Raw genomic sequence first — 23,721 nt, 5'->3', positions numbered from 1 at the left:
GAAGGTTTCTGTGCGGTCCATCTCTTCTGCGGAGATCTGGGCTGGGGTGTTCGCATTGGAGCCTGCTGGCGGCTCACCGTCCAGAGGAGGAGATACTGCGACCGCAACAGACCCCACCCCGCCGGTTCGCGCAATGGCGTCCCGGCCTGGGAGATGGTGCTGACGAGGTCGCTGGCTGCCTGCGCACTAGGGCAGCAAATCCTCGAAGCAGGCCGTCGTGCGCATCGCCCCGGACGGGCTGCGGGTACGCTGGATGACGCCGCGCGAATACGCCTGCTTGATGGGCGCGGATGAATACAAGCTCCCGAAGCGGACGAATCAGGCTCCCGATTCCCCTCAAGTGTCGGGGCCCCCGCTTTCAGGAGTGGTTTCCCATAGCCGCGAAGCCCGGCCGGACGAAGGACGGATCCGGTTCCAGCGTGCTCGGCCGCCACGCATCCGGCGGCGGAGTGATGAGCGCTGAGTCCTCCCACCGGAACTCGGAAGAATCCGCGGGCACGAGGTCCCGCAGCGCCGAGGCGGGCAGCTCGCGTATGTGGCTGACGTCCGCGGCCGTGATCGGGTCGGCGACGAATGCGCTTGCCTCGAAGACCACCTGGACCAGACACCAGGCATCACCCTGCCGGACGCTCGTGTCGAACTCGTGGCGGGAGAGGTGGAAGCGCGACAGAGTCTTCGGCCCGGCCGACTTCACCTCGAGGAACCGGACGGGCCCCTCGGACACGTCCACGTCGTACCCGTAGCCATCGGAGATGCGGGCGACATGCAGGGGCTCCTTGCCCGCCGCGCGCAGCGCCGCGACGACGATCTCCTCCGCGGCGTCGCCGATCTCCTTGGACAGATCCGCGCCGTCAGAATCGCCGACTAGCCAACGGGCCTCCACCAGGACATCGTCGAGAGCCTCCTCCAGCCAGCTCAGAGCGTCGAGATCCGGCTGAGGGATGTAGGCGCGCTCGACGCCGTCCGCATTCACGGCGACCCGCAGCCACGCCGGAGGCTGGGAGGCCAGCAGCGTGACCGCTGCATGACGCATCGCGTGCTGAGCTCCTCCTTTCGACGCCGCCACGGCGGCGAGCGAACGCGCCACCCTTATGTCGCCCTCCTCGCCCAGCGACGCGAGCCCGGCCCGGACCAGCGCCCGCGCCGGCGACCGAAGGTCGGTCGCCGCCGTCATGTAGGAGCCGTGGCGCAGCGCGGCCCTCACCCACTCGTCGACGCCTCTGCGTGGTGCGAGTCTCGCCACGCGAGCGAGATGCAGCACGGCGAAGACGACGCCGTGCCGAGGGAGCAGATCCACATGCCCCCCTCAGTCGCGCAGCATGGCCGCGACGACCTGCATGTCGTCCTCCGCGGCGGCTGCCCCTCCGACGTGTTCGTCGGGCTCGGGAAGCGACACACGCACCAGACCCGGGTCGTTCATCAGCCTGGCCATGGTTTCGATCTTGTCTCGCAGCCGTCCGTCCACGGTCTCGTCGATCGTGTCCCGGCTCAGCAGAAGCGTGAACCGGGTGAGGGTGCCCTCGGCGAGGCCGATACGGTGGATGCGGTCCTGGCTCTGCAGGAAATGACCGGCGTTGAACGTCCGGTCCAGGTAGACCGCATGGTGGCACCAGTGCTGGAGGCTGACGCCCTCGCCGCAGGCGGCCGGGTTAGCCAGCAGGACCTTGCACGATGGGTCGTTGCGGAACCGGTCGAACTCAGCCTCTCTGGTCACCGCGCCCGCCGGCGGATTCCCGTCCGCGGCGGGGACGCCGCCGTGCACCACTGCGGGCTCGTACTCCTTCAGGAAGGTGCGCAGGATCTTCAGGTTGCGGACGAATGTTGACCAGACGAGGACCTTCTGGCCACGCGCCGCCTCCTGCGCGACGATCTCCCGGACGCGGTCGTACTTCCACGGGACCTCGTGCGCCCGGTACTGCTGGAGCAGCCGCACCAAGGGTTCGTCGCCCTTCACTTGCAAGGGCGGGTGGAGGAAGCCGTCCTCGTCGTACCTGTCGGAGCCGGCCACGAGCAGCGCCGGGTTGGTGGCCGCCTCCAGCAGGTACATCATGATCCGGCCGAGCCGGTCGAAGTCCCGGCGTTCCTTGATGGCCAGTGCGAACTCTCCCTGGTACCGCCCGATGAGCGCCTCGTAGATCGCCCGCTGGAGCGGCCGCATCTCCTTCGACTCATAAATGATCTTCGTTTCCGGCAGCCCCAGGCGGGCCTTCGGCGTCCGGACGAAGTACTTCGAGATGGCGTTCCCGGTGTCGCGGACGACGTCCTCGTCGCGGCCGTTGCGCTCGTTGTAGGCGCTCTCCGGGAGGATCTTGCGGTCCTGGCCCGGATAGAGGAACCGCACCGGGGCGACGAGATCGTGCGCACCCTGAGGAGCGGGCGTCCCGGTGAGCACGTCGCGGCGGCGCGCGGCATACGCCAGGTCGAGCACAGCGCGCCCGTGCACGCCGCCCGAACCCCGCTTGATCCGGTGCGCCTCGTCCAGGACGACCTGGGTGGGACGGCGCACCACGAAGTCCCTGATCCGGTCGTAGTCGTTCGCCGCCCGGTTGTAGTTCGTCAGCAAGATCTGGGCGCTCTTCGGTATCGCAGACACGGAGCCGTGGTGGACGACGAGTTTCGGTGCCGGATCGAGGCAAGCCTCGACCTCCTCCTTCCAGGCCGGGAAGGCGGCGATGGGCGCGATTACCAGCAGCTGCTCGACCTGCCCCCGGGCACGCGCCACGGAGTGGTTGGCCAGCGCCACCGTCGTCTTGCCGGCCCCGGGCACCGAGAAGTCCGCGGCGTGCGGCAGCCGCACGATCCGCGCCAGGTTCTCCAGCTGGAAAGGCTTCAGCGTCCTGGTGAAGCCCGCGGCCACCAGTTGCTGCTCCAGGTCGGACAGGGAGACGGAGGACACGGGTGCGTCCAGGGCAGCCTGCCGCTGCTTCTGGTCCGCCGCCAGCGCCTGGATTTGCTCCCGCAGCGCTGGGCCGAGATCGACCTTCTGGTCGTAGCGCCTGCGGACCGCTCCGATGACGTTGAGCTCGGCGAGGAACACCTCGACCCGTACCTCGGTCCGGTCGCTTGAGCCGCCGACGATTCCCCGGGCGAGCGCCTCCTGGACGCTCGCCCACGCGCCGAGACTGGCCCCGGAACGCTTCTCGAGAACGACGACCGGTCTCGGTTCCTGGTACAGCTCGGCGTGGATCAAGACGCTCCCTTGGCCGTCCGGACGAGCTCATCGAGCTTCTCGATCCTCGCGGAGAACTCCCTCTCGTCCCACTCCTCGTAACGGCGAGCCTTCGGCAGCGCGTCGATCGCGCGCTTAAGCTCAAGGGCGGCCTTCTCCGCGCGCTCCAGCGGCGCGGTGATCTCCCTGCGGTCCTGCGTGTCTTCCGCCGCCTCCTGGGCGGCGCTCTTGACGACGTCGCGCAGGCTCTTCAGCAGGTCGGTCATCTCGATCGACCCTCCGTCCGCGACCTGGACGGTCTCCTCCGGCCCCTTCGTGGCGACCAGGCGCAGAAGGTCCTCCAGCGGCTCGGAAGCTGCCGGCTCATCGTCGAGGAACGAGTCCAGGAGGTTGTCGTCCTCCGAGGCGGGAGCGTGCGACGAGGCCTGCGGCAGGGCGTCGAGCAGCGGGGCCAGGGTGGCGTTGGCCCGGAGTTCGTCGACGACCAGCTCCGCTGCGTCCGGGCGGCGCAGGTGACGCAGGTTTCGGTACTCCACGCCGGCCAGCGTGCCGAGGAAGTAGACGTCCTTTACCGACTTCGCCTCGGTCTCGGACTTGTTTTTGACGTGCTTCGCGAGCTCCGCGAACGCCGACTCGTTGGGGATGAAGTCGACGTACTCCCGAGTCCCGTCGGAGAGAGCCACCAGCTGGTGAACCTGCTGGATCTTCTCGTAGTAGTCGCGCACCTCCTCGGTCTTGCGGTGTACGCGCTCGGCGACGCGCTTGAAGTCCTTGTTCTCGCGCTCGTAGAGCTCCTCGATGAGCAGGGCCTCGTTGATCCACGAGTAGTCCTGCTTGAAGTCCTTGGCGACCTGGAGCTCTGTTTCGAGGTCGACCAACTCGGCAGCGGTCGCGTCCGCCGGAAGCACGAGGCACTTGACGTAGCGAGCGCTGCGCACGTCTTCGTCGACGAACAGCGAACGCATCGCCGCCGAACGGCGGTTGCCGTTAATCAGAACTCCGTCGCCGGTGACGATCGCGGGCTCCTGCTGCCGCCGGCTCTTCAGGTCGCTCTTGAGATCCTCGAAGCCCTCCTGCCCGCACAGAATCCGGTACTGGGCGTCCTGCGCCTCCTTGCCGAGGGGATCCCGGCTGAACAGGTCGTCACGGCCGGCTTTGCGCTGCTCGCGGATCTGCTCGGCCTTGGTGCGGTGGTTGATGACCGAGAACCGCGCCCAGGTTACCTCGAGCTCCACGACCGGCAGCTCCTTCTCGGAGCGCGGCCAGGCGGGTACCGGCATGGTCTTCTGCGTCCCGCTCAGGCGTGCCGCGAGGAACTGGGACCGGTCCGGGTCGAGAGAAGAGAAGTGCATGCGGGATCAGCTCCTGTGCGAGGTCATGCGGACGAGGCCGTAACGCGAAACGATGTTGGTCTTGCGCTTGCCGCCGATGAGGCGGTAGCCGACGTCGCCCACGAAGAACGACGCCTGCTCCTGCGGGATGCCGAAGGCCTTCATCAGCACGGCTGGGAACTCGCGCTGCTGGCCGCCGTTCCAGTTCCACTCGTTCGCGGAGGGGTTCCGATCAGGCATCACGTAGACGCACGGCGGAGGCGTCTCGCGCCCGTCTATCGTGACGGCGTGCTCCATCTTCGGGCACAGGCGCCTGGACCCGCCGCACAGCTCGTTGTGAAAGATCACCCCGGCGAGTTGGTCGGGCCGCTCGTCGCTGAAGCGCTGGAAGAGCCTCTGGACTCCCTTGTGAACGTGGGTGCCCGGCTCGTATTTCATGCTGTCGCACACCCACCACAGGTACGCTTCACCGGCCCAGTCGGGCACCGACCATCTAGCGCTGCTGTGCGTCCCGTCAGGGCACCCCTTCTGGATGATGGCCACGTCCTCGGCCATCCCGGGAACCGACAGGCGATAGACGGTGTCGTCGCCATACTGAGGTTCCTCGAAGCGGGTGACCACCCCGCTGGACACCAGATGGCCCAGCATGCCTTGCATGAACTGTCGTCGGTCGCCTACGCCGGCGCTCGAGCTCCCGCGCATCTTCTGGATCGTCGGCCCCAAGGCCTCGCGGAACTCCTCCGCGGTGATGCCATGACGGGTGAGGAGGGCTTCCTCGGCCCCGAGACTCCGGATCAGCCGGGAGACCCGCTCGACGACATCGGCCGGAGGAGCTCCCGCGTGACGGCACGGCGCGGCTTCGTCTGCCCCCATACTCCACTTCCCCATTCCTCTAGTCAGCTGGAGGTGTGCTCTGCGTCGCGCGCAGGTCAGCACGCACATCCGGCCCCCAGAGAGCAGAGCGAGAATCGTAGCAACGGGGTCCGACAACGGCCCCTGGGCCAAGGGCACCCGCTTCTCAACAGCAGTCTGGCGCCACCCTGCCGGTCGCTTCGGCCCGACTGTGAGTCCATGACGTGCCGCGAGGGTTACAGACCCTCAAAGCGCGGATCTCTACGGCCGTTTCGACCGCCGCCGGGTGCTCCGGTCCTTGATCCTCACTGCCCCTCCCCATCGCATGGACGATGCATAGCCTGCGCATCGTATCGACCGAACGCCAGCCTCGTGCTGTCCCGAGCGGTACAGCAGGAATCCTTCTGAGCGGTCCTGATCACGGCAATGGTTGCGCAGGGAGGCCGGGTCCGGCTCTTTGTCGTTGTCTATCACTGGTTCCGTGCGAGTGGCGTGTGGGAGCGCGCAGCCGCGGAGTGCGGTCGCCTGACGATCGGTCCAGGTGCGGGTGCCAAAGATGTTGAGCGATCAGGTAGGGCTGCCCACATCTACGCTGCTTCTGCCGGCGGACCGCGAGGTACTGGGGGGCTGGCGGCCGAGCAGAGACGGGACGCTAACAACGGCATCTGGCTGTGCGCTACTGAACTTGAACTCGTGATGTCGGTGGTGTCGCAGAGACCGCTGGACTCTAGCCGTTCGAGATCAAGAGCGTGTCTGCAGCCAGCGACGCGCGGCGGCCAGGGTCACCTCGACATCGTCGCTCCATGAACAGACTTCCAGCCACGACAGGTAGCCGCCTTGCGTGAAGACCAGGACCTCACCGGCGCACTCGCCAGCCTCGGTGACGAGCTGCGCTTCGGCCGCCATGACACTGCTGGGGCCAGTGGGTGCGGGCTCCGCCTCGCTGGTGTCGAGTTCGAAGTAGGCGGTTCCGCACCCGCATGTGCAGCGCCCTCGGACGCTGAGGTGCGGAACCTGTCTTCGGAGCGCGACATTAACCGGATTGTCCGTGTTCAGGACTGCCGCGAGCACGTCGGCTACGTCGGCAGGCCAGCTCTCGGTCATTCCGTCACCGTATCTGACCAGCAACTTTTGGCTTGACCGTGCCGGCCAATCGCCGATCGGCCAGCCATTGCGTTCACGCGTCCAGGGCCAGGTCGGTGCCGGCGAGGCAGCCGTCGATGACCTCCGGCCCAGTACTGCAACATCTTGACCTTGCGCTTCACGGCGCGGGTGATCTGGCTGAGGTCGGCGGCGGCAAGGTTGCCGATGTCGCGCTTGACCAGCGACCAGATGCCTTCTTGCGGGTTCAGGTCGGGCGCGTAGGTGGGCAGTTGGAAGACCGTGAGCCAGTCCCCGTTCGCTTCGATGAACTCCCGCAGGGGCTTGGTCAGGTGTAAGCGGACGTTGTCCCAGACCAGACGATCGGGCCGCCGAGCTGGATGCGGGAGCGGATCAGCAGGTCACGGAAGTCCCGCCAGCCGAAGCCCTTGGATTGGTCCTTGCGTCCGGTGTACTCGCGGACTGAGCTTGTTCCGCTTTGACGGACACCATCAGTGTGGTGGTCAGGCTGCGAGTGCGGTCTCGTATTCGGCGGGACTGCGGTAGCCGAGGCTGCTGTGCAGTCGGTGCAAGTTGTACCAGCCCTCGATGAAGTCGAAGATCGTGGTGCGGGCGGCGGCCCGGCTGGGCCAGGAGCTCGTGTCGAGCAACTCCCGTTTGATCGTGGCGAAAAACGACTCGGCGAGCGCGTTGTCCCAGCACTGCCCGGTGCGGCCGACCGACAGACGGACGCCGAACTCCGTTGCCTGGGTGGCGAATTGCTGACTGGTGTACTGCTTAGATTCAACCGGTCAGAGCAACAGTGCTGGTTGAGGACGGTATACGTGGCGAGACTGGGTCGGCCGGGGATGTCGGACGAGATGAAGGCCGACTTGTGGCGGCGGTGGAGGGCCGGGGAGTCGATCAGCGTCATCTCAAGGCAGATCGGCAAGCCGCCCGGCTCGGTGTTCACTGTCCTCAGCACCACGGAGGAATCGCTCCCGGATCCCGCAAGGCGCGCGCTGGAAACTTGACCATGGGCGAGCGGGAGGAGATCTCGCGCGGGCTTTGTGCCGGCGAGTCCTACCGGACCATCGCTGGCCTCCTGGGGCGTGCGGTGTCGACGATCAGCCGTGAGGTCAACAACAACGGCGGACGCGACGTCTACCGGGCGATTGCTGCGCAGGAACGGGCGCTTGATCGCGCCCGGCGCCCGAAGCAGTGCTTGCTCGCCCGCAGCCCCGCGTTGAGGCAGACGGTGCTGACCCTGCTGAAGGAGGAGTGGTCGCCCGAACAGATCGTCGGACACCTGCGTCTGCATCACGGGGACGACCCGCAGATGCGGATTACCCACGAGACGACCTACCGGTCGGTCTACACCACCCGCTGGAAAATGGTGCCCCGCGAGTTGTGCAAACGCCTGCGAACTGGCCGCCCGATCCGGAAGAACAAGCGTCACACGGTGAAGGGACAGTGGCGTTCACAGATCAGCGATGCCCGACCGATCGAGGAGCGGCCCCAGGCGGCGGAGGACCGCAGCGAGTCCGGACACCTGGAAGGCGATCTGGTGATCGGCTCGAACAACAGCCAGGTCGCCACACTGGTCGACCGGAAGACGCGCTTCCTCACGGTCGTGAAACTCGCCAGCCGTCACACCACCGTGGTCGTTCCCGCTCTGGCCGAGACCTACGCACGCATGGATCCCCGACTACGCGGCACGCTGACCTGGGATCGCGGCATGGAACTGGCAGCCCACAAGCGTCTCAGCGCTGACACCGGTGTCGACGTGTTCTTCGCAGCCCCGCGTAGCCCCCGGCAACGTGGCACCAACGAGAACACCAACAAGTTGCTCCGGCAGTACCTGCCCAAAGGAACGAACCTGTCGACGTTCAGCCAGGACGACCTTGACGCTATCGCGACGAAGCTCAACAACCGTCCGCGCAAGTGCCTGGGATTCCGAACACCAGCCGAGAGTGTTGCCTTGACCGGTTGAATCTAAGGTGGCCCGCTTGAGGATCTCCACGTCCTCCCGCAGTCGGCGGTTCTCCCTCCGCAGCGCGGCCAACTCCTCGCGTTCGCTGCTGGTCAGGCCGTCGCGCTCGCCCGCGTCGACCTCGGCCTGGCTGACCCACAGCCGCACCGCCGTCTCGGTCAGGTCGAAGTCCTTGGCGACCTGACCGACCGAGCGGTCACCGCGCCGGCACAGCTCGACGATCTCGGACTTGAACTCCGGCGTGAACGAACGGCGAGGCCGAGGCTTCTTCTTCCCCATGCTCTCCATGATGGACATCCTTCCGGGGCAGAACCCCTGATCTCAGATGTCCGTCAAAACGGATCAAGCCCAGTCCTGACCACGTCTGTGTCGGCAGACTCAGACTGCGATCAAAATCGGCAGCGCGTCGGGGCGACCGTAGGTGAGGATGCGTGTGAGTGCCTCTCTCATACGAGCTACGTCTTCGGCTGGCGCACGCAGGACTGCCTCAACTACTGGATCGTCCAAGCACAGGGCCTCCAGGTAAGCAGGGTCGAATGTGACCCGCAGGAGGTTCCCTTCCAGCTCCGCAGTGCGCACGCATCCGTACGCGGTGTTCTGGTCGGGGGTAAAAACGCAGTACGAGTCGCTGCCGTTGCGGATGTCCTGTTCGGCTGCTTCCTCGAAGCCACCCTGGAACTCGAGCGCGAAGCTCTCCTCGTCTTCCGACTCGGCAACTCCGGCGGTCGGGACGTAGATGTCCGGCGGCCGCTTCTCCTGCCATCCGTAGGCGATGTTCGCAACAAACCTGTAGCCCACACACGTGTTCTACCAGGCCTGTGGCGGCCGATGCCGTGCGGTCGGCGCAGCGGTGCATTACCAAACACCCCGCCAGGGCAAAACGCTCTTTTAGAGGTCGTTTTCATCTAGAGAGTCTGTTTCATCCCAACTCGCCGCAGCGTTGGGAGTCAGCCTCTGAGGCGCTGGCGCATCAGAGTGCCTGGCGAGACTCAACGGGCAACCGTATTGCCTGTTTCATTCCTCGAAGCCTGTCTCGCTCCAAAACATGCGCACATTGGCGATTGGCCCCTCCGGGCCGCGCGCAATCTCGACACGCATGAGAGGCGAATGCATCTCTGTGACACATGATGCGACGCAAACCAGGTGAAAACGACCTCTTAGGTGGCAGGAGCCGACGACGGCCTCAGGCCGAGTGGAGGGGCGGCGAATGCCTTCTCCGAGTCGACCTCGTAGCAGACGTTGATGCTCGAGTCTCCGAGAGTTTCGTCGGCGAAGCGCTGGACGTCCTCGACGGACTCTGCCTCCCAGAGGCACGTCACGGCGGATCCGTCGACGTGTGGGTAGAACTGCAGCACCCGGCTGCCATCGGGCGCCCCGATACCGTCGATAAGGGCCTGGCCGCGGGGAAACGCTGTCTCCGGGTTCAAGATCTTGTGCTGGACCACGACGTACATGGGGTCCTCCTCGTTTGGTGTCGTGCCGTTCAACGATTCGACGCTGGGCGTGGGGAGGTGGACGCCGCGTCGCACACATTCACCAAGTCCATTGTGGACTGGGAAGGTCATTCCTGCCCGAGCAGCTCAGACCGGCTCGAACACCACCAGAGCCGCACCCCCGGCGGCGCCATGCTCCGCGTCTTCGGATGAACACCCCTCCGTGTGAGTGGCGTGCGAGACCGACACGTACGTGATCTTTGAACCGTATTCTTGCAGGTCAAGCCCTCAATGGCACACTTCCTGATCAGGCTCTGCGGGGCCGTGTGCGCAGGTTCGAATCCTGCCGCGGTCACATCGCAGGAAGTGCCCAAAGACCCCGCCGCCAGCGCTTTCGCTGAGACGGGGTCTTCGCGTGGACACGACCTTGGACATCGGCCCAGGTCAATCAGCGACATGAACGGGGGCTCGCGAGGCATGGCCCACAGCCACAGGACTCGCAGTACTCATCGCGAAAACCGTGTTGGCCGCCACCGGATCGCCCGTCGTCTTCCTGGGAAGGCTCATACAGGACACGACATCATGGAGCACACAGGGGGAGCGAGTGTCACAGCTGATGGGGGCGCTGATCGGAGTCTTCGGGACTCTCGCCGGCGGGTCGGTCGCAGGAGCGTTCACAGTGCTCAAGGCGCGGCAGGAGAGCTCAGACAGAGAACGGGACCGGCTGGAACAGCGCCTGGGGCGGCAGCACGAGGTGCGGCAGGGCGCGTACGCGGGGTTTCTTTGTGCCTGCCATAAGGCCGACGACAAGTTCATGGCGGCATGGGCCGCGCCGCTTGGTGGAGAAAGGGAAGCAGAGCTGCTGACTGCCGTTGTGGCGGCGAGGGAGGCGGCCCGTTCCATCAGGGAGTACCAGGTGATCGTTGGCCTCGCCGGACCGAACAACCTGGCCGACCTCACAGATCAGCTGTGCAGGAAGTACGCGGCGGAGCTCGCGGTCATCGAGGACCTTGGACGGGCGCACGCGGCTGATCCGGGCTGCGTGGAGGACCACCAGACTCCGGAACAACGGCGTGAGGTTGAGGCGCGGTGGGACATCCACGATCGAATCGTGGCGGAGGGGCGAGCGGTTCTGGGCGGGGACCTGCCGCCCGACTACCACTCGTTGAGGTCGGATCAGCGAGCGGCCCCAACGATCGCGTGATCTGAAAGAGAGGGTCGTAGGCCCCGGGACAGTTCCGGGGCCTACGAGGCTATTAGCTGATCGCCGTCACTCGTATTCATCGCAACAGGTCCTTGATGGGACTACTGGCCACCTCCTGCCTGCCGTCGAGGCACTTGGCGTACCGACTGAGCAGGACCTCTACGCTGTTGCCGGCGTGCTCAGCCACTTCGATGGCATCCACTCCGGCGTCAGCCATGTGGAGAGCGCGGAGTGGCGGCCGGCGGGAGCGCCAGCGTCCGGGCTTCCTGCCAGGCCCGGTAGTAGGTCGAGGACGACACCACTCCCACGTTCTCGCTGAAGAACAGGCGGCCGTCGACGGCGGTTCCGAAGGTGTCGATGTGCTCGCGGAGGATGGCGTCCGGGAACTCCCCCAGGTCCACGGCACAGTGCACTGCGTTGCCGAGGGTTCGGCGCTTGCGTTGTACGGTCTCGGCAGCCGCCGCGGTGCCGTCCGACTTGAGCTTGAGCGAGTCGAGAACGGCCCGCCCGATCACCGGGTCGGCCAGGTCGGCGAGAGGCCGGGAAGCCTTGGCTGCCCAGTGCAGGACGTTGCCGATCTCTGCCGGCAGCTCATGCTCATCGGGCCGGGGAGGACAAGGGCCCACTTCCGCAGGGCCTTGCGCAGCAGTTCATCGGACGAGCGACCCGGCCGACCGCGAGCCCCCCGGCGGTGTCGGCGGCGCGCTGGAGACCCCGCGGCGGCCCGGCGGCCGGCACACGACCGCGGCCCCCGGCCAGGCCAGGGCGCACCGCCCGCCGGCCATGCCGCGGCACGCCCCCGGACCGGCAAGGCACTCGGGCCGTGCTCGCGGTCCTGGCCTTGGTGGCGGGCCGGGTCGGATACCGGCTCACGGCGCAGACCCGGCCGTCGGCGGCACCGGCCTCAGGACTTGTCGAGCCGCACCACGTCCCCCGCTCTGCCGCCCTCGAGGACCTCGATCCGGACTCCGGTGTCTGGATCGGTGAAGGTCTGGCCGGGTGCGTACGCCGCCAGGTCGAGCTGGGTGCAGCCGGGGGGCGGTGTCGCGGACGGGTTGCCGTTCATGATCCGGACCGGGCCCTCACCGGTCGGGGTCGCGGAGTCGACCTTGTAGATGAGGACGCCGGTGGAGCAGGCGTCGCGGTCGTTGCCATCGGCGCGGCGGGACTCGGCGACGTACGCCGTGGTCTCGCTGGTGCGCAGCACGGCGATCTTGGTGCCACCGGGGCGTTCCACCGGTGTCAGCCGTACGGTGCGGTTTCCGGGGGCGGGCAGGCAGGCCACCTGGCGGTCGCGCGTCCAGCCGAGCTTCCAGGAGTGCCAGCCGAGGAACTGCGGGGCGGGACCAGCGATGTTCCCCATGACGTCCCAACCGCCGGCGTACTGGTGGGTGGCGCCGGTGAAGGAGTAGAGGTCCGGCAGTCCGAAGGTGTGGCCGGTCTCGTGGGCGACGACCTTGGGGCCCCAGCGCCAGAGGTCCTGACCGAACGTCACGCCCCACTTGATACGGGTGCCGTCGGCCCTCACGCCGGACGTGGCCGGGTCGTAGAGATAGGTCGGGGAGAAGGAGATGGCGGCCGCCGCCTTGGTGGGCACGACGTAGACCATGTCGTAGCGGGAGAAGTCCGCGTGCGGGTCGGCGGCGGCGATCGCGTCGCGTACGTACTTCTCGTGGGTCTCGAAGGTGAGGCCGCGCTCGAATCCGTACGAGGCGGAGTCCGCCGGCATGCGGATCCAGCGGTGCAGTGAGCTGATCGCGAGGCGGGAGCGGCCGTAGCTGGCCGTGCGCATCCAGTCGACGGCGGGGGCGAGTTGGGCGGCGTAGGCGTCCGTGGAGTCGGTGGCCGGCGCGTCGGGGAAGTCGACGAACAGCGTCAGGACACGGCGGGTGCCGGTGGACGGCTGGAACTGGGCGCGGTCGGTGTCGTGGCCCTCGTCGGTCCAGCCCGTTCTGCCGGGAAGTGCGCAATCGGCGGCGGGGGCGGGGGGATGGGGCCTCTCGGCCGCGGTCGCCGTGGTGGATGCGGCGACGCAGGAGAGAAGGGCGACCGCCACGGCGAACGGGCGCAGGCGGTGGGGCGAAGTGGGCATGTGACTCCCATCGATGGTGAGGTGGGGACCGATCAGGCGCGGCCTGCGGCCAGGTCCATCAGGCGGGCCAGGACGGCGCCACCGGAGGTGGTGACGCCGTCGTGCTCCCATTCATTGGTGACCCAGACCCGGGTCGAGCCGACCTCGCGCGCCGTGCGCAGGGAAAGGCCCGCGTCGACGTACATGTCGTCGTGGTAGACGACGGCAGCGAGGGGGACCTGGTTGGCGGCGAGGTGGTGAGGGTCGTAGAGCCGGGGCCAGTCGGTGCGCTGGGCCAGGAGGTCGGCGGCGTCCGCGAAGGGGCGCAGGCCCGCGACGTCCCGGAACATCCAGGGGTAGATCATTTCTCCGGTGAGGAGGAACGGGTCCGCGTCCTCGGCGAACTCGCTGAAGTCGGCGAGGGCCCGGGAGGCCGCCCAGTCGGTCGGCCCCGCGCCCTGGCCGTACAACGTCTCCTGCATGACGGCGAACAACGGGTTGTCCGTGAAGCCGGTCAGGGCCATCACCTGGTGGAGAAACGTGTCGGTCAACTCGCCGTCGGCGTCCAGGGATTGGTCGAGCAGCCAGTGGATGCGCTCGAATCCGTCGCCCATGCCGAGGGCCAGGCCGAGGGTGCGCAGGCGGCGGGGGGTGAGCCGGTCCCCGTCCGGCAGACGGACGTCGCCGGCCGTGAGGAGATCGGCGATCTTCCTCAGGCGGGGGGCGTCGTCCGGGTAGCGGGCATAGAAGTCGAGGACCCGGTCGCGTACGCGCGGGTAGGTGCGGGCGTACACGTCGTCGGCGGTGGCCGTGAGACCGGGCAGGCCGCCGGTGACATAGCAGGCCCGCAGGCCGTCGGGTGCCCGGGAGAGATAGGTGAGGGTGATGAAGCCGCCGTAGCTCTGGCCGAGCGTCTCCCAGGGTGTGTCGCCGCAGAGCCTGCGGCGGATCAGTTCCGCATCCGCCACGATCGCGTCCGCGCGGAAGTGGGCCAGATACGCGGCAAGTCGGGGTGCCGAGGCGAACCGGGAGGCGGAACGCGCGGTGATGGGCGTGGAGCGGCCGGTGCCGCGCTGGTCGAGGAGCAGTACGCGGTGGGTCTTCAGCGCCTGGGGCAGCCAGCCGGGCGAACCGGCTGACGGGCGTGGTGATTTACCGCCCGGTCCGCCCTGGAGATAGAGCAGCCAGGGCAGTTGCTCGCCGAAACGGGAGGGATCGGCGACCTCGCGGGCGAAGATCTCGATGGCAGGGCCCTCGGGGGCCTCGTGATCCAGGGGGACGGTGAAGACGTGGTCGACGGTCGCGTACGCGGGGTTCATGGATCCCTTTCACGGCCGAGGCGAGGTGGCCGAGTGCGATGTGACATTGCATAGCCAGTCTGAACCAGCCTCCCCTTTCCGCGGAGCCCTCGCTTGCGCATAACCCCGCGTTATGAACCTCCTCGCCGCAGCCGAGCGCTACCCGGCCGAGGCGCTACCCGGCGGTGCCCGCCGGCCCCTTGCTCCTGGCCCACAGGGAGCGGACATGCCCCAGGTGCTTGGTCATGCACTTCTCCGCGCCCTTGGTGTCGCCCGCGAGCATGAGGTCGAGAAGCTCCAGGTGTTCCTCGGCCGATGGGATCAGGTCACCGCGCTTGTCCAGGGCGGTGAGTCCGTACAGGCGGGACCGCTTGCGCAGGTCGCCGACGGTCTCGACGAGGCGGTCGTTGCCCGTGAGGCCGAGCAGCGTGAGGTGGAAGCGGCGGTCGGCCTCCAGATAGCCGATCAGGTCGTGCTCACGGGCCGCGCGCACGATTTCCTCGGCGACCGGCCGCAGCGCCTCGAGATCCGCGCGGTCGGCGGTGCGGGTGAGCCGGCCGACCGTGGGGACCTCGATGAGCGCGCGGATCTCGGCGTACTGGTCGAGGTCGCGCTCGTCGACCTCGGTGACCCGAAAGCCCTTGTTGCGGACGGGCTCGACAAGGCCCTCGCGGGCCAGGTCGAGCATCGCCTCGCGGACCGGGGTGGCGGAGATGCCGAAGTCCTCGGCCAGCGCCGGCGCCGAGTACACCACCCCCGGCCGCAGCTCACCCGAGATCAGGGCGGCTCGCAGGGCATGGGCGACCTGGTCGCGCAGCCGCTCCCGGGAGGCGTTCAGGTCACGGCGGGTCAGGTGCCCCATGACGGTGGTGGTCCCTTCGTTTTCGGTACGGACCACCACCGTACAATGTCACGTTGTTCCCGCAGGTAGGAGGGTGTAGGTGCGGCTGGAGGTGTAGAACTCCAGAGCGGCCCGGCCCTGTTCCCGCGGCCCATGGCTGGATTCCTTGGCTCCGCCGAACGGCAGATGGAAGTCGACGCCTGTGGAGGGGGCGTTGATCCGGATCATGCCGGTGTCCAGCCGGTCGAGCCCGTGCAGGACCGTGTTCAGATCAGCCGTGTGCACCGAGGTGACCAGGCCGTACGGTACGGAGTTGGTGATCCGTACCGCGTGGGCGAGGTCGTCGGCGGGCAGCAGGGCGGCGAGGGGGCCGAAGACCTCCTCTCGCAGCAGCCGGTGCCCCTGGGGGACCTTCTCGACCAGGGTCGGGACCGCGTACCAGCCGGGACCGGACGGCACCGTGCCGCCCACGAGCGTGGGCAGGCCCTGCCAGGCGTCGCTCACCCGGTCGCGCGCGTTCTCGCCGATGAGGGGCCCGCACATGACGGCCGCATCGGCCGGGTCACCGACCGGGAGGGCTCGCAGCGCTTCGGAGAGCGCCTCGCGCAGGGGGTCGAGGGCCGTGCCGACCGCGATCACCCGGCTGGTGGCGGTGCACTTCTGCCCCGCGTACCCGGCGATGGAGCCGGCGATGTGGGCCGCGGCCTGCTCGATGTCGGCGTCCGGCAGGACGATCGCCGCGTTCAGGCCGCCCATCTCGGCCTGGACCGGGACGCCCCGGGCTGTCGCCTCCCGGGCGACGGCCTGACCGACGGCGGTCGAACCCGTGAAGGAGACGACATCGGCGGCGGAGACGATCGCGTTGCCCTCGGTCGCACCGCCGGGCAGGACGGTGAACACCTCGGCCGGCAGCCTGTGCTGGACGATCTCGGCCAGACGCTGGGCGCACGCGGTGGCCTCGGGGGCGGGCTTGAGGACGACCGTGTTGCCGGCCGCGAGCGCCGGGGCGGCCTTCCAGCTCGGGATGGCGAAGGGGAAGTTCCAGGGCGTGATCAGCCCTGCCACACCGTGCGGACGGCGACGGGTCAGGAGCAGTCCGGAGCCCGCGGCGGTTTCGTGGACGACGCCGGTGGGCTCGTAGGGGGCCTGGGCGTAGTAGCGCCAGATCGCGGCGGTCCGCGCGGCTTCGGCCCTGGCCTCGGTGAGGGGCTTGCCGACCTCGCGGACGGCGAGTGCGGCCAGCTCATCCGCCGCGGCGTCGATGGCGGCGGCGACCGCGCCGAGGGCGGCGGAGCGGGCGGCGGCTCCGGCGAGCAGCCAGCCGGGCTGGGCGGCACGGGCCCGCTCGACGGCGTCGGCCGCCGCGAAGGCGCCGGGCGCCGGAATCCGCAGGAGGACGTCGGCCGGGTCGGCCGGGTTGCGGGAGGTGATGGACGTGACGGCCGTGGTCATAGGAGGAAGCCTCCGGGGAAGGGGTCGTCCGGGTCGAGGAAGTACTGGGCGGTGCCGGTGATCCAGGCGCGGCCGGTGATGGCCGGGACGACGGCGGGCAGCCCGCCGACGTCCGTCTCGGCGATGAGCCGGCCGGTGAAGCGGGTCCCGATGAAGGACTCGTTGACGAAGTCGCGGTCGAGCGGCAGCTCGCCCCGGGCGTGCAGCTGGGCCATCCGTGCCGAGGTGCCGGTGCCGCACGGGGAGCGGTCGAACCAGCCGGGGTGGATGGCCATCGCGTGCCGTGAGTGGTGGGCGTCGGAGCCGGGGGCAGCGAGGTAGACGTGCTTGACTCCGGCGATCTCCGGCCGCTCGGGGTGGACGGGCCGGTCCGGCGACGCATTGATCGCGTCCATGATCGCGAGGCCGGCCGCGAGCAGGTCGTCCTTGCGGGCACGATCGAACGGCAGCCCGAGATCGTCGAGCTGGACGAACGCGTAGAAGTTGCCGCCGAAGGCGAGGTCGTACGTGACCGACCCGAAGCCGGGGACGGCTGCCTTGCGGTCCAGGCCGACGCAGAAGGCGGGCACGTTGGTGAGCGTGACCGATTCCGCCACGCCGGCCGCCACCTGCACGTCGACGGTGACCAGGCCGGCCGGGGTGTCGAGCCGCACGGTGGTGACCGGTTCGCTCACCGGCACCATGCCCGTCTCGACGAGAACGGTGGCGACCCCGATGGTGCCGTGCCCGCACATCGGGAGCACTCCGGAGACCTCGATGTAGAGAACGCCGTAGTCGGCGTCGGGCCGGGTGGGCGGCTGGAGGATGGCGCCGCTCATGGCGGCGTGCCCCCGTGGTTCGTACATCAGGAGCGTGCGGAGATGGTCCAGGTGCTCGATGAAGTGCAGCCTGCGCTCGGCCATCGTGGCGCCGGGGATCACCCCGACGCCACCGGTGATCACGCGCGTCGGCATGCCCTCGGTGTGCGAGTCGACAGCATGGAAGACATGACGCGTACGCACGGGGGCCTCCTTTGTCGGGAACGGTGTCGTTCGTGAACGAGTCTCGTGGTCAGCGGTGGCCGTTGGCGATGGCCTTCTCGGTGGCGGTCCGCACTCCGGCCTCGATCTCGCCCGTCAGCGCCAGACGCGGCGGCCGGGTGGGGCCGCCGCGGCGGCCGGCCAGGTCCATGGACAGCTTGATCGACTGGACGAATTCGGTCTTGGAGTCCCAGCGCAGCAGCGAGTGAAGGGACGTGTAGAGCGGCACGGCGGTGGCCAGGTCGCCCGCGACCGCCGCGTGGTACAGCTCGGCGCAGCTGGCCGGGAAGGCGTTGGGGTAGCCGGCGATCCAGCCGACCGCGCCCGCCACGGCCAGTTCGAGCATCACGTCGTCCGCGCCGATGAGGAGGTCGAGTCCCGGAGCGAGTTCAGCGATCTCGTACGCCCTGCGGACATCGCCGGTGAACTCCTTCACGGCGACGATGCCGCCGTCCTCGTGCAGCCGGGCAAGCAGGCCGGGCGTGAGGTCGACCTTGGTGTCGATGGGGTTGTTGTAGGCGACGACCGGCACTCCGGCCCTGGCCACCTCGGCGTAGTGGGCGCGCACGGCCGGCTCGTCGGCGCGGTAGGCGTTCGGCGGCAGGAGCAGCACCGAGCCGCAGCCCGCTTCGGCCGCGTGCTCGGCCCAGCGGCGGGCTTCGGCGCTGCCGTAGGCGGCGACACCCGGCATGACGCGCGCGCCGTCGCCGGCCGCCTCGACGGCCGTACGGACCACCCGGGCGCGCTCGTCGTCGGTGAGGGTCTGGTACTCGCCGAGCGAACCGTTGGGTACGACGCCGTCGCAGCCGTTGTCGATCAGCCAGCGGACGTGCTCGGCGTACGCGTCGTAGTCGACGGACAGGTCGTCGTGCAGGGGCAGGGTGGTGGCGACCATGATGCCGCGCCAGGGGCGGGCGCTGTTCCAGGTGGTGGCGGTCATGTCCAAGAACCTCTCTTTAAGGTGTGACGTTCTACTCATGGTTGTGCGAGGTCCACGAGGGTGGGCGGGTCGCATTCAGTGTTCGGTCTCGGGGGGTTCGCCGAGCGCGGCGAGCGCCGACAGCGGAACCGGCACCGCGAACGGGCGGCGCTCGCAGGTCGTTTCGGCCGCGCGGTCGCGTGCGGCGAGGCGGGCCACGGCCGTTCCGCACATCCGGCCCTGGCACCAGCCCATACCGGCCCGGGTGAGCAGCTTGACGGTCCGGGCGTCGCGCGCCCCGAGGTCGGTGACCGCCTCGCGGACCCGCCCAGCGGTGACCTCTTCGCAGCGGCACACCTCGGTGTCGTCGGCCAGCCAGTCCGGCCAGCCGGGACCGGGCGCGTGGGCGGCGGCCATCACGTCGGCGAAGGCGCGCATCCGGTCGCGGCGGCGTTGGAGCGCACGGACCCGGCCGTCGCCGGTACGGCGTCCGAGCAGCCGGGCGGCTGCCGCGATGCCCGCCAGCTCTCCCTCCGTAAGGGCCAGTTCGGCGCCGCCCACTCCGCCCGTCTCGCCCGCCGCCCACAGACCGCGCACCGACGTCTCCTGAAGGCCGTCCAGGGCAAGAGCCACTGTGCCGTCGGCCAGGGGGCGGGTGGCGCAGCCGAGGGTCGTGGCCAGTTCGATCTGGGGGGCCAGTCCGTGCCCGACGGCCAGCGCATCGCACGTGATCCGCCGGCCCGTCCCCCGCACGGGCCGCCAGTCACGGTCGAGGCGGGTGACCGTGACGGCCTCCACCCGGTCGGTGCCGTGCACCTCGGTCACCGCGCTGCGCGGTCGGAGCCGGACCCGGTGCCGCAGCAGCGCGGCGCCGTGCACCAGAGCCTCGGCCGCCTTCCGCGGGTTGGTCACGAGCGCCCGGGGGCTGCGGGTGTACCGCAGGTACCCGGACGCCTCCACCACGGCCGGCACCCGCGCCCCCGCCGCGGCCAGCGACGAGGCGACCGCCAGCAGCAGCGGACCGCTGCCCGCCACGACGATCCGCCTGCCGGGCAGCACCAGGCCGGACTTGAGCATGGCTTGCGCGCCCCCGGCACCCACGACACCGGGCAGGGTCCAGCCCGGAAACGGAAGTTGACGCTCATAGGCCCCGGTCGCGAGCAGTACCGCGCGGGCGCGTACCCGGGCGGGACGCTCGTCGGTGCCGTCGGCCCCGGTGACGGCGTGCACCGCCCATGAGCCGTCGGCCTCCTTCATCACGCTCCACACGTGGTGTCCGGCCAGATGGGTGACCTCGCTCGCCGCCAGTCGCCGGCGCAGGTCGGAGAAAGCGGACCAGTCGTGGTGCAGGGCCTCGGGCCGCACTGCCCCCAGAGCGGGTGCGGGATGCCGGTAGAACTGCCCGCCGATCTGCGGGGAGGCGTCCAGCAGGGCGACGGTCAGGCCGAGTCCGGAGGCGGTGACGGCACCGGCGATCCCGGCGGAGCCCGCGCCGATGACCGCGAGGTCGTACGGTTCATACGATCCGGACGCTGGGTCGGTCATGGCCGTGTCCTTTCTGGGTGGTGATCGTGTCGCCGGGGCGGGCGGGGACCAGGCAGGCCCGGCGGTTGGGCTGTTCGTTGATGGTGGCGAGGCAGTCGAAGCACTGGCCGATGCCGCAGAACGCGCCGCGCGGCCGGCCGCCGACGCGGGTGGTGCGCCAGGCGAGGATTCCGGCCGCCCACAGTGCGGCGGCGACCGACTGCCCGGGCTGGGCGGTGACGCGGCGGCCGTCGAAGGTGATCTCGAACGGCGGATCGGGTTGTGCCCCGACGAGGTCGGCGGGCGTGCGGGCCACAGGGCCCTCCTCTCGTGACGGCGCGGCAGGAGCACCGGTCGGCTTCGGACACGGGCGGCACAGGACTCGGCAGGCAGCCAGTCCCAGGCGGCCCTGCCGGCGGATTCAGCAGGAGGCGGAGGCGGACGCGAACCGCTCGGGTCTGAACGGGCGGATGTCGAGCGGCGGTTCATCACCGGTCAGGCACCCCGCGACGATCAGTCCCGTCACCGGCGCCAGCCCGATCCCCGCCCCCTCGTGGCCGCAGGCGTGCAGCAGGCCGGGGACGCGCGGGTCGGCGCCGATCGCAGGCAGGTGATCCGGCAGGTACGGGCGGAAGCCCGCGTACGTCCGCACCGCCCGTACCGCGGCAAGCACCGGGAACAGGGCCGTGGCCCCGGCCGCCAGACGCCGCAGCACCTCCGCCGACATCGTCCGGTCGAAGCCGACCCGCTCCCGACTGGCCCCGATCAGGACCGGGCCCGCCGGGGTGCCCTCGACCACGGCCGAGGTCTGCAGCGCGGCTGACCCGCTGGCGACATCCGCCACATAGTCCGCCGCGTACACCTTGTGGCGCACCACGCGCGGCAGCGGTTCGGTGACGAGGACGAAGCCCCGGCGGGGCAGTACGGGAAGGTCCACTCCCGCCAGGCGCGCGAGTTCACCGCCCCAGGTCCCGGCGGCATTCACCACGTACGGGGCGTGGATCTCCCCGGCCGTCGTACGGACCCCGCGCACTTCCCCGGTGGCCCCGGTGAGCAGGCCTGTGACCTCCTCCCCGAGTCTCAGGCGCACCCGGTCGCCGCCCGCGCGCAGCAGATGCGCGGCGGCGAGGGCGGGCATGACCTGGGCGTCCTGCAGATAGTGGAAGCCGCCCGCCAGGCCGGGAGCGAGGTGGGGCTCCAGGTCATGCAGCAGCTCGGGCGGGACCTCCCGGGCACTGACACCCGCCTTCTCCTGTCCGGCCGCGAACGCGCGCAGCGCGCGCATCGCGTCCTCGTCGGAGGCGACGACGAGGCCGCCCTTGGACTCGTACTCGATCTGTGGCGGGAGCCGGTCGGCCAGCTCCAGCCACAACCGGGAGGAGAGGAGCGCGAGCTCGAGTTCGGGGCCCGGCTCCTTGTCGGAGACCAGGAGGTTTCCCTCCCCCGCGCCCGTGGTGCCGCCCGCGACGGGGCCGCGATCGATGACAGTGGCGGTGAGGCCGGCTTGAGAGGCGTAATAGGCGCAGGCCGCGCCGATCACACCGGCGCCGACGACGATGACGTCCGGGGCATTTCTCGTGGGCACGGCAGTAATATTTCACATGGCACTCCCTCTGCCAAGAGGCCTCGCCGAACGAACCGAACCGACCGAGCCGCTCGGACACAGGTCGGTAACGGACGCCCCCACGCCTTGTCAGTAAAATTTCACATTACTATGTTACAGGTCACATTCCAGCCGCTCCCGGCTGGCCGATCGCTGCTCCCGGAGTGACCACTGATGGACAAGCGCACCTCCACCGCCCTCGCCACCGCACTGGTGGCAGCCCTCACCCTTGGCCTGGCCGGTTGTTCCGGCGAAAAGTCCTCCGGCGACGACCGGGGAGGCAGGAATCCCGCGACCGCCAACAACGGCGCGATAGTCGGCGGTACTCCGCAGAAGGGCGGCACCCTGACCGTCCTGTCCAACCAGGACTTCCAGCACCTCGACCCCGCCCGCAACTGGGTCATGAACGAGATGGACTTCGGCACGCGGCTGCTCTACCGCACCCTCGTGACATACAAGGCGGAGCCCGGCGCCAAGGGCGGGGAGCTGATCCCCGACCTCGCCGAGGACCTCGGCACCTCCTCCAACGGCGCCAAGACCTGGACGTTCACGCTCAAGAAGGGGCTGAAGTACGAGGACGGCTCGCCCGTCACCGCCCAGGACATCAAGTACAACGTGGAGCGGTCCTTCTCGCCCGACCTGACCGGTGGCCCGGACTACGCGGCCCGCTACCTCGCCGGTGCCGAGGGGTACCAGGGTCCGGCCAAGGGCAAGCATCTCGACTCCATCAAGACCCCCGACGACCACACGATCGTCTTCGAACTCCGCAAGCCCTTCGCCGAGTTCCCCTACGCGACGGTCCTGCCCACCTTCGCCCCGGTGCCCAAGGCCAAGGACAAGGGCCCCCAGTACGACAGCCGCCCCTTCTCCTCGGGCCCCTACAAGATCGAGACGTACGCCCGGGACAAGCAGATGGTGCTGGTGCGCAACCCGCACTGGGACCCGAAGACCGACAGCGTGCGCAAGGCCTACCCCGACAAGATCGTCGTGAGGATGGGGCTCAAGCAGAACCAGATCGACGACCGGCTCATCGCCGGTACGGGAGCCGACGCCTCCGCCGTGCCCTGGGGCAAGCTGCGCCCCGAGAGCACGCCCAAGGTGCTCACCAAGCCCGACGTGAAGGCGCGTCTGCTGGCCGAGTCGAGCAACTGCCACGACATGGTGCAGATGCACACCGGCCGTGCGCCGTTCGACAACATCAAGGTCCGCCAGGCGGTGCAGTACGCCCTCGACCGCGAGGCCATCCTGACCGCGAACGGCGGTCCGGCACTCAACGACCTGTCCACGGCCCTCATGCCGGCCTCCCTCTTCGGCGGCAAGCAGCCCGACACCCTGAAGATCCCCGTCACCGGTGACGTGGAGAAGGCCAAGCAGCTCCTCAAGGAGGCCGGAAAGGCGGACGGCTTCGCCACCAGCATCACCGTCTCCAACGGCGACAAGGGAGTCGGCGAGGCGATCCAGCAGGCCCTCGGCCGGGCAGGGATCAAGGTCACCATCGAGACGGTGGACCCGTCGGCCTTCTACGACACCATCGGCGACACCAAGAACCGCACCGACCTCGTCTACACGGGCTGGTGCCCGGACTACCCCTCCGGCTCCACCTTCCTGCCCTTCGTCTTCGACGGCCGCTACATCAAGGAGAAGGGCAACTCCGGCAACCACTCGCTCTTCCGCGACGAGCCGACCATGAAGCGGATGGACGAGATCGCCGCCATGGCGGACGCCGCACAGGCCAACAAGGCCTGGCAGGACCTGGACGGCGAGATCCTCGCCAAGGCTCCGACCGCTCCCACCATCGTCGAGCGCTGGCCGCTGGTGCTCGGCCCCAACATCGCCGGCGCCTTCGGCCACAACTCCTTCGGCGGCCAGATCGACTACGCCACGATCGGCCTCAAGGACCCCTCGAAGAGCGACAACCAGGACTGAAGGTAC

General features: G+C 69.0%; 22 protein-coding genes and 1 pseudogene. 3 read left to right on the top strand and 20 right to left on the bottom strand.

Translation table 11 applies throughout. The features are described from left to right. Positions 1-358: 358 nt before the first annotated feature. From J7E88_RS08685 to J7E88_RS35655, 7 genes are all read right to left on the bottom strand, one after another. Positions 359-1,297, bottom strand: coding sequence for a DUF3883 domain-containing protein (locus tag J7E88_RS08685; RefSeq protein ID WP_215178898.1), 939 nt, complete (start codon positions 1,295-1,297; stop codon positions 359-361). A gap of 9 nt (positions 1,298-1,306) precedes the next feature. Further along, positions 1,307-3,190 (bottom strand): DEAD/DEAH box helicase, encoded by a 1,884-nt coding sequence (locus J7E88_RS08680; protein ID WP_215178897.1) that lies wholly within the window; start codon positions 3,188-3,190, stop codon positions 1,307-1,309. Further along, positions 3,187-4,521 carry a hypothetical protein gene (locus J7E88_RS08675; RefSeq protein ID WP_215178895.1) on the bottom strand — a complete coding sequence of 445 codons (1,335 nt, stop codon included), beginning with the start codon at positions 4,519-4,521 and terminating at the stop codon, positions 3,187-3,189. The genes J7E88_RS08680 and J7E88_RS08675 overlap by 4 nt, the downstream gene beginning before the upstream one ends. A gap of 6 nt (positions 4,522-4,527) precedes the next feature. After that, positions 4,528-5,373, bottom strand: coding sequence for a hypothetical protein (locus tag J7E88_RS08670; protein WP_215178893.1), 846 nt, complete (start codon positions 5,371-5,373; stop codon positions 4,528-4,530). Positions 5,374-6,093: 720 nt separating this feature from the next. Next, a complete protein-coding gene (locus tag J7E88_RS08665; RefSeq protein WP_215178892.1) occupies positions 6,094-6,456 on the bottom strand; it encodes a hypothetical protein in 363 nt (120 codons plus the stop codon). Beyond that, the gene (locus tag J7E88_RS35660; protein WP_251022350.1) at positions 6,453-6,773 is read right to left on the bottom strand and encodes a transposase; all 321 of its coding nucleotides are present in this window, start codon (positions 6,771-6,773) and stop codon (positions 6,453-6,455) included. Before J7E88_RS35660 ends, J7E88_RS08665 begins: the two co-directional genes overlap by 4 nt. 183 nt (positions 6,774-6,956) lie before the next feature. Then, the gene (locus tag J7E88_RS35655; protein WP_374196254.1) at positions 6,957-7,178 is read right to left on the bottom strand and encodes an integrase core domain-containing protein; all 222 of its coding nucleotides are present in this window, start codon (positions 7,176-7,178) and stop codon (positions 6,957-6,959) included. 290 nt (positions 7,179-7,468) lie between these two features. Between J7E88_RS35655 and J7E88_RS08650 the strand changes: the two genes are divergently transcribed. Further along, positions 7,469-8,425, top strand: coding sequence for an IS30 family transposase (locus J7E88_RS08650; protein ID WP_215178890.1), 957 nt, complete (start codon positions 7,469-7,471; stop codon positions 8,423-8,425). 6 nt (positions 8,426-8,431) lie between these two features. Here the strand turns inward: J7E88_RS08650 and J7E88_RS35650 are convergent. The 3 genes and pseudogenes from J7E88_RS35650 to J7E88_RS08635 all read right to left on the bottom strand — a co-directional run. Continuing rightward, a pseudogene (locus J7E88_RS35650) lies at positions 8,432-8,704 on the bottom strand (transposase); the annotation flags it as partial. A 99-nt stretch (positions 8,705-8,803) separates the two neighbouring features. Continuing rightward, positions 8,804-9,223: an Imm10 family immunity protein gene (locus J7E88_RS08640; RefSeq protein WP_308307419.1), complete on the bottom strand. Its 420-nt coding sequence runs from the start codon at positions 9,221-9,223 to the stop codon at positions 8,804-8,806. Between the two features lie 359 nt (positions 9,224-9,582). Next, entirely contained in the window at positions 9,583-9,879 is a 297-nt protein-coding gene (locus J7E88_RS08635; protein WP_215178889.1) for a hypothetical protein, read from the bottom strand. Between the two features lie 499 nt (positions 9,880-10,378). Between J7E88_RS08635 and J7E88_RS08630 the strand changes: the two genes are divergently transcribed. Then, positions 10,379-11,062, top strand: coding sequence for a hypothetical protein (locus J7E88_RS08630; protein ID WP_215178887.1), 684 nt, complete (start codon positions 10,379-10,381; stop codon positions 11,060-11,062). A 209-nt stretch (positions 11,063-11,271) separates the two neighbouring features. Here the strand turns inward: J7E88_RS08630 and J7E88_RS35645 are convergent, their stop codons facing one another. From J7E88_RS35645 to J7E88_RS08580, 10 genes are all read right to left on the bottom strand, one after another. After that, on the bottom strand, positions 11,272-11,688 hold the full coding sequence (locus tag J7E88_RS35645; RefSeq protein WP_374196251.1) for a hypothetical protein: 417 nt from the start codon (positions 11,686-11,688) through the stop codon (positions 11,272-11,274). A 278-nt stretch (positions 11,689-11,966) separates the two neighbouring features. Further along, positions 11,967-13,154: a M6 family metalloprotease domain-containing protein gene (locus tag J7E88_RS08620; protein WP_215178885.1), complete on the bottom strand. Its 1,188-nt coding sequence runs from the start codon at positions 13,152-13,154 to the stop codon at positions 11,967-11,969. Positions 13,155-13,186: 32 nt separating this feature from the next. Next, complete coding sequence (locus J7E88_RS08615) at positions 13,187-14,452, bottom strand: alpha/beta fold hydrolase (RefSeq protein ID WP_215178883.1); 1,266 nt, start codon at positions 14,450-14,452, stop codon at positions 13,187-13,189. Between the two features lie 154 nt (positions 14,453-14,606). Then, positions 14,607-15,293: a GntR family transcriptional regulator gene (locus tag J7E88_RS08610; protein ID WP_215179013.1), complete on the bottom strand. Its 687-nt coding sequence runs from the start codon at positions 15,291-15,293 to the stop codon at positions 14,607-14,609. Positions 15,294-15,341: 48 nt separating this feature from the next. Then, positions 15,342-16,724, bottom strand: a complete 1,383-nt coding sequence (locus tag J7E88_RS08605; protein WP_215178881.1) for an aldehyde dehydrogenase — start codon at positions 16,722-16,724, stop codon at positions 15,342-15,344. Continuing rightward, positions 16,721-17,725, bottom strand: coding sequence for a proline racemase family protein (locus tag J7E88_RS08600; RefSeq protein WP_215178879.1), 1,005 nt, complete (start codon positions 17,723-17,725; stop codon positions 16,721-16,723). Before J7E88_RS08600 ends, J7E88_RS08605 begins: the two co-directional genes overlap by 4 nt. Before the next feature lie 49 nt (positions 17,726-17,774). Next, the gene (locus tag J7E88_RS08595; protein WP_215178877.1) at positions 17,775-18,683 is read right to left on the bottom strand and encodes a dihydrodipicolinate synthase family protein; all 909 of its coding nucleotides are present in this window, start codon (positions 18,681-18,683) and stop codon (positions 17,775-17,777) included. 75 nt (positions 18,684-18,758) lie between these two features. Then, positions 18,759-20,207, bottom strand: coding sequence for an NAD(P)/FAD-dependent oxidoreductase (locus tag J7E88_RS08590; RefSeq protein WP_215178876.1), 1,449 nt, complete (start codon positions 20,205-20,207; stop codon positions 18,759-18,761). Further along, on the bottom strand, positions 20,179-20,502 hold the full coding sequence (locus tag J7E88_RS08585; RefSeq protein ID WP_215178874.1) for a (2Fe-2S)-binding protein: 324 nt from the start codon (positions 20,500-20,502) through the stop codon (positions 20,179-20,181). Before J7E88_RS08585 ends, J7E88_RS08590 begins: the two co-directional genes overlap by 29 nt. 105 nt (positions 20,503-20,607) lie before the next feature. After that, positions 20,608-21,771, bottom strand: a complete 1,164-nt coding sequence (locus J7E88_RS08580) for an FAD-binding oxidoreductase (protein ID WP_215178873.1) — start codon at positions 21,769-21,771, stop codon at positions 20,608-20,610. A 192-nt stretch (positions 21,772-21,963) separates the two neighbouring features. Between J7E88_RS08580 and J7E88_RS08575 the strand changes: the two genes are divergently transcribed. After that, positions 21,964-23,715, top strand: coding sequence for an ABC transporter substrate-binding protein (locus J7E88_RS08575; RefSeq protein ID WP_215178872.1), 1,752 nt, complete (start codon positions 21,964-21,966; stop codon positions 23,713-23,715). Positions 23,716-23,721: the final 6 nt, after the last annotated feature.

This window comes from Streptomyces sp. ISL-10 (genome assembly GCF_018614575.1).
Taxonomy (GTDB): Bacteria; Actinomycetota; Actinomycetes; order Streptomycetales; family Streptomycetaceae; genus Streptomyces.
Note: the sequence above shows the minus strand (reverse complement) of the source record. Positions and strands in the feature narration are given on the sequence as shown.

What these genes read in the sequence shown, in the direction of transcription:
- J7E88_RS08675 (WP_215178895.1), bottom strand. Translation starts at nt 4,521, where the DNA reads ATGCACTTCTCTTCTCTCGACCCGGACCGGTCCCAGTTCCTCGCGGCA.
- J7E88_RS08670 (WP_215178893.1), bottom strand. Translation starts at nt 5,373, where the DNA reads ATGGGGGCAGACGAAGCCGCGCCGTGCCGTCACGCGGGAGCTCCTCCG.
- J7E88_RS08665 (WP_215178892.1), bottom strand. Translation starts at nt 6,456, where the DNA reads ATGACCGAGAGCTGGCCTGCCGACGTAGCCGACGTGCTCGCGGCAGTC.
- J7E88_RS08650 (WP_215178890.1), top strand. Translation starts at nt 7,469, where the DNA reads ATGGGCGAGCGGGAGGAGATCTCGCGCGGGCTTTGTGCCGGCGAGTCC.
- J7E88_RS08635 (WP_215178889.1), bottom strand. Translation starts at nt 9,879, where the DNA reads ATGTACGTCGTGGTCCAGCACAAGATCTTGAACCCGGAGACAGCGTTT.
- J7E88_RS08620 (WP_215178885.1), bottom strand. Translation starts at nt 13,154, where the DNA reads ATGCCCACTTCGCCCCACCGCCTGCGCCCGTTCGCCGTGGCGGTCGCC.
- J7E88_RS08615 (WP_215178883.1), bottom strand. Translation starts at nt 14,452, where the DNA reads ATGAACCCCGCGTACGCGACCGTCGACCACGTCTTCACCGTCCCCCTG.
- J7E88_RS08610 (WP_215179013.1), bottom strand. Translation starts at nt 15,293, where the DNA reads ATGGGGCACCTGACCCGCCGTGACCTGAACGCCTCCCGGGAGCGGCTG.
- J7E88_RS08605 (WP_215178881.1), bottom strand. Translation starts at nt 16,724, where the DNA reads ATGACCACGGCCGTCACGTCCATCACCTCCCGCAACCCGGCCGACCCG.
- J7E88_RS08595 (WP_215178877.1), bottom strand. Translation starts at nt 18,683, where the DNA reads ATGACCGCCACCACCTGGAACAGCGCCCGCCCCTGGCGCGGCATCATG.
- J7E88_RS08590 (WP_215178876.1), bottom strand. Translation starts at nt 20,207, where the DNA reads ATGACCGACCCAGCGTCCGGATCGTATGAACCGTACGACCTCGCGGTC.
- J7E88_RS08575 (WP_215178872.1), top strand. Translation starts at nt 21,964, where the DNA reads ATGGACAAGCGCACCTCCACCGCCCTCGCCACCGCACTGGTGGCAGCC.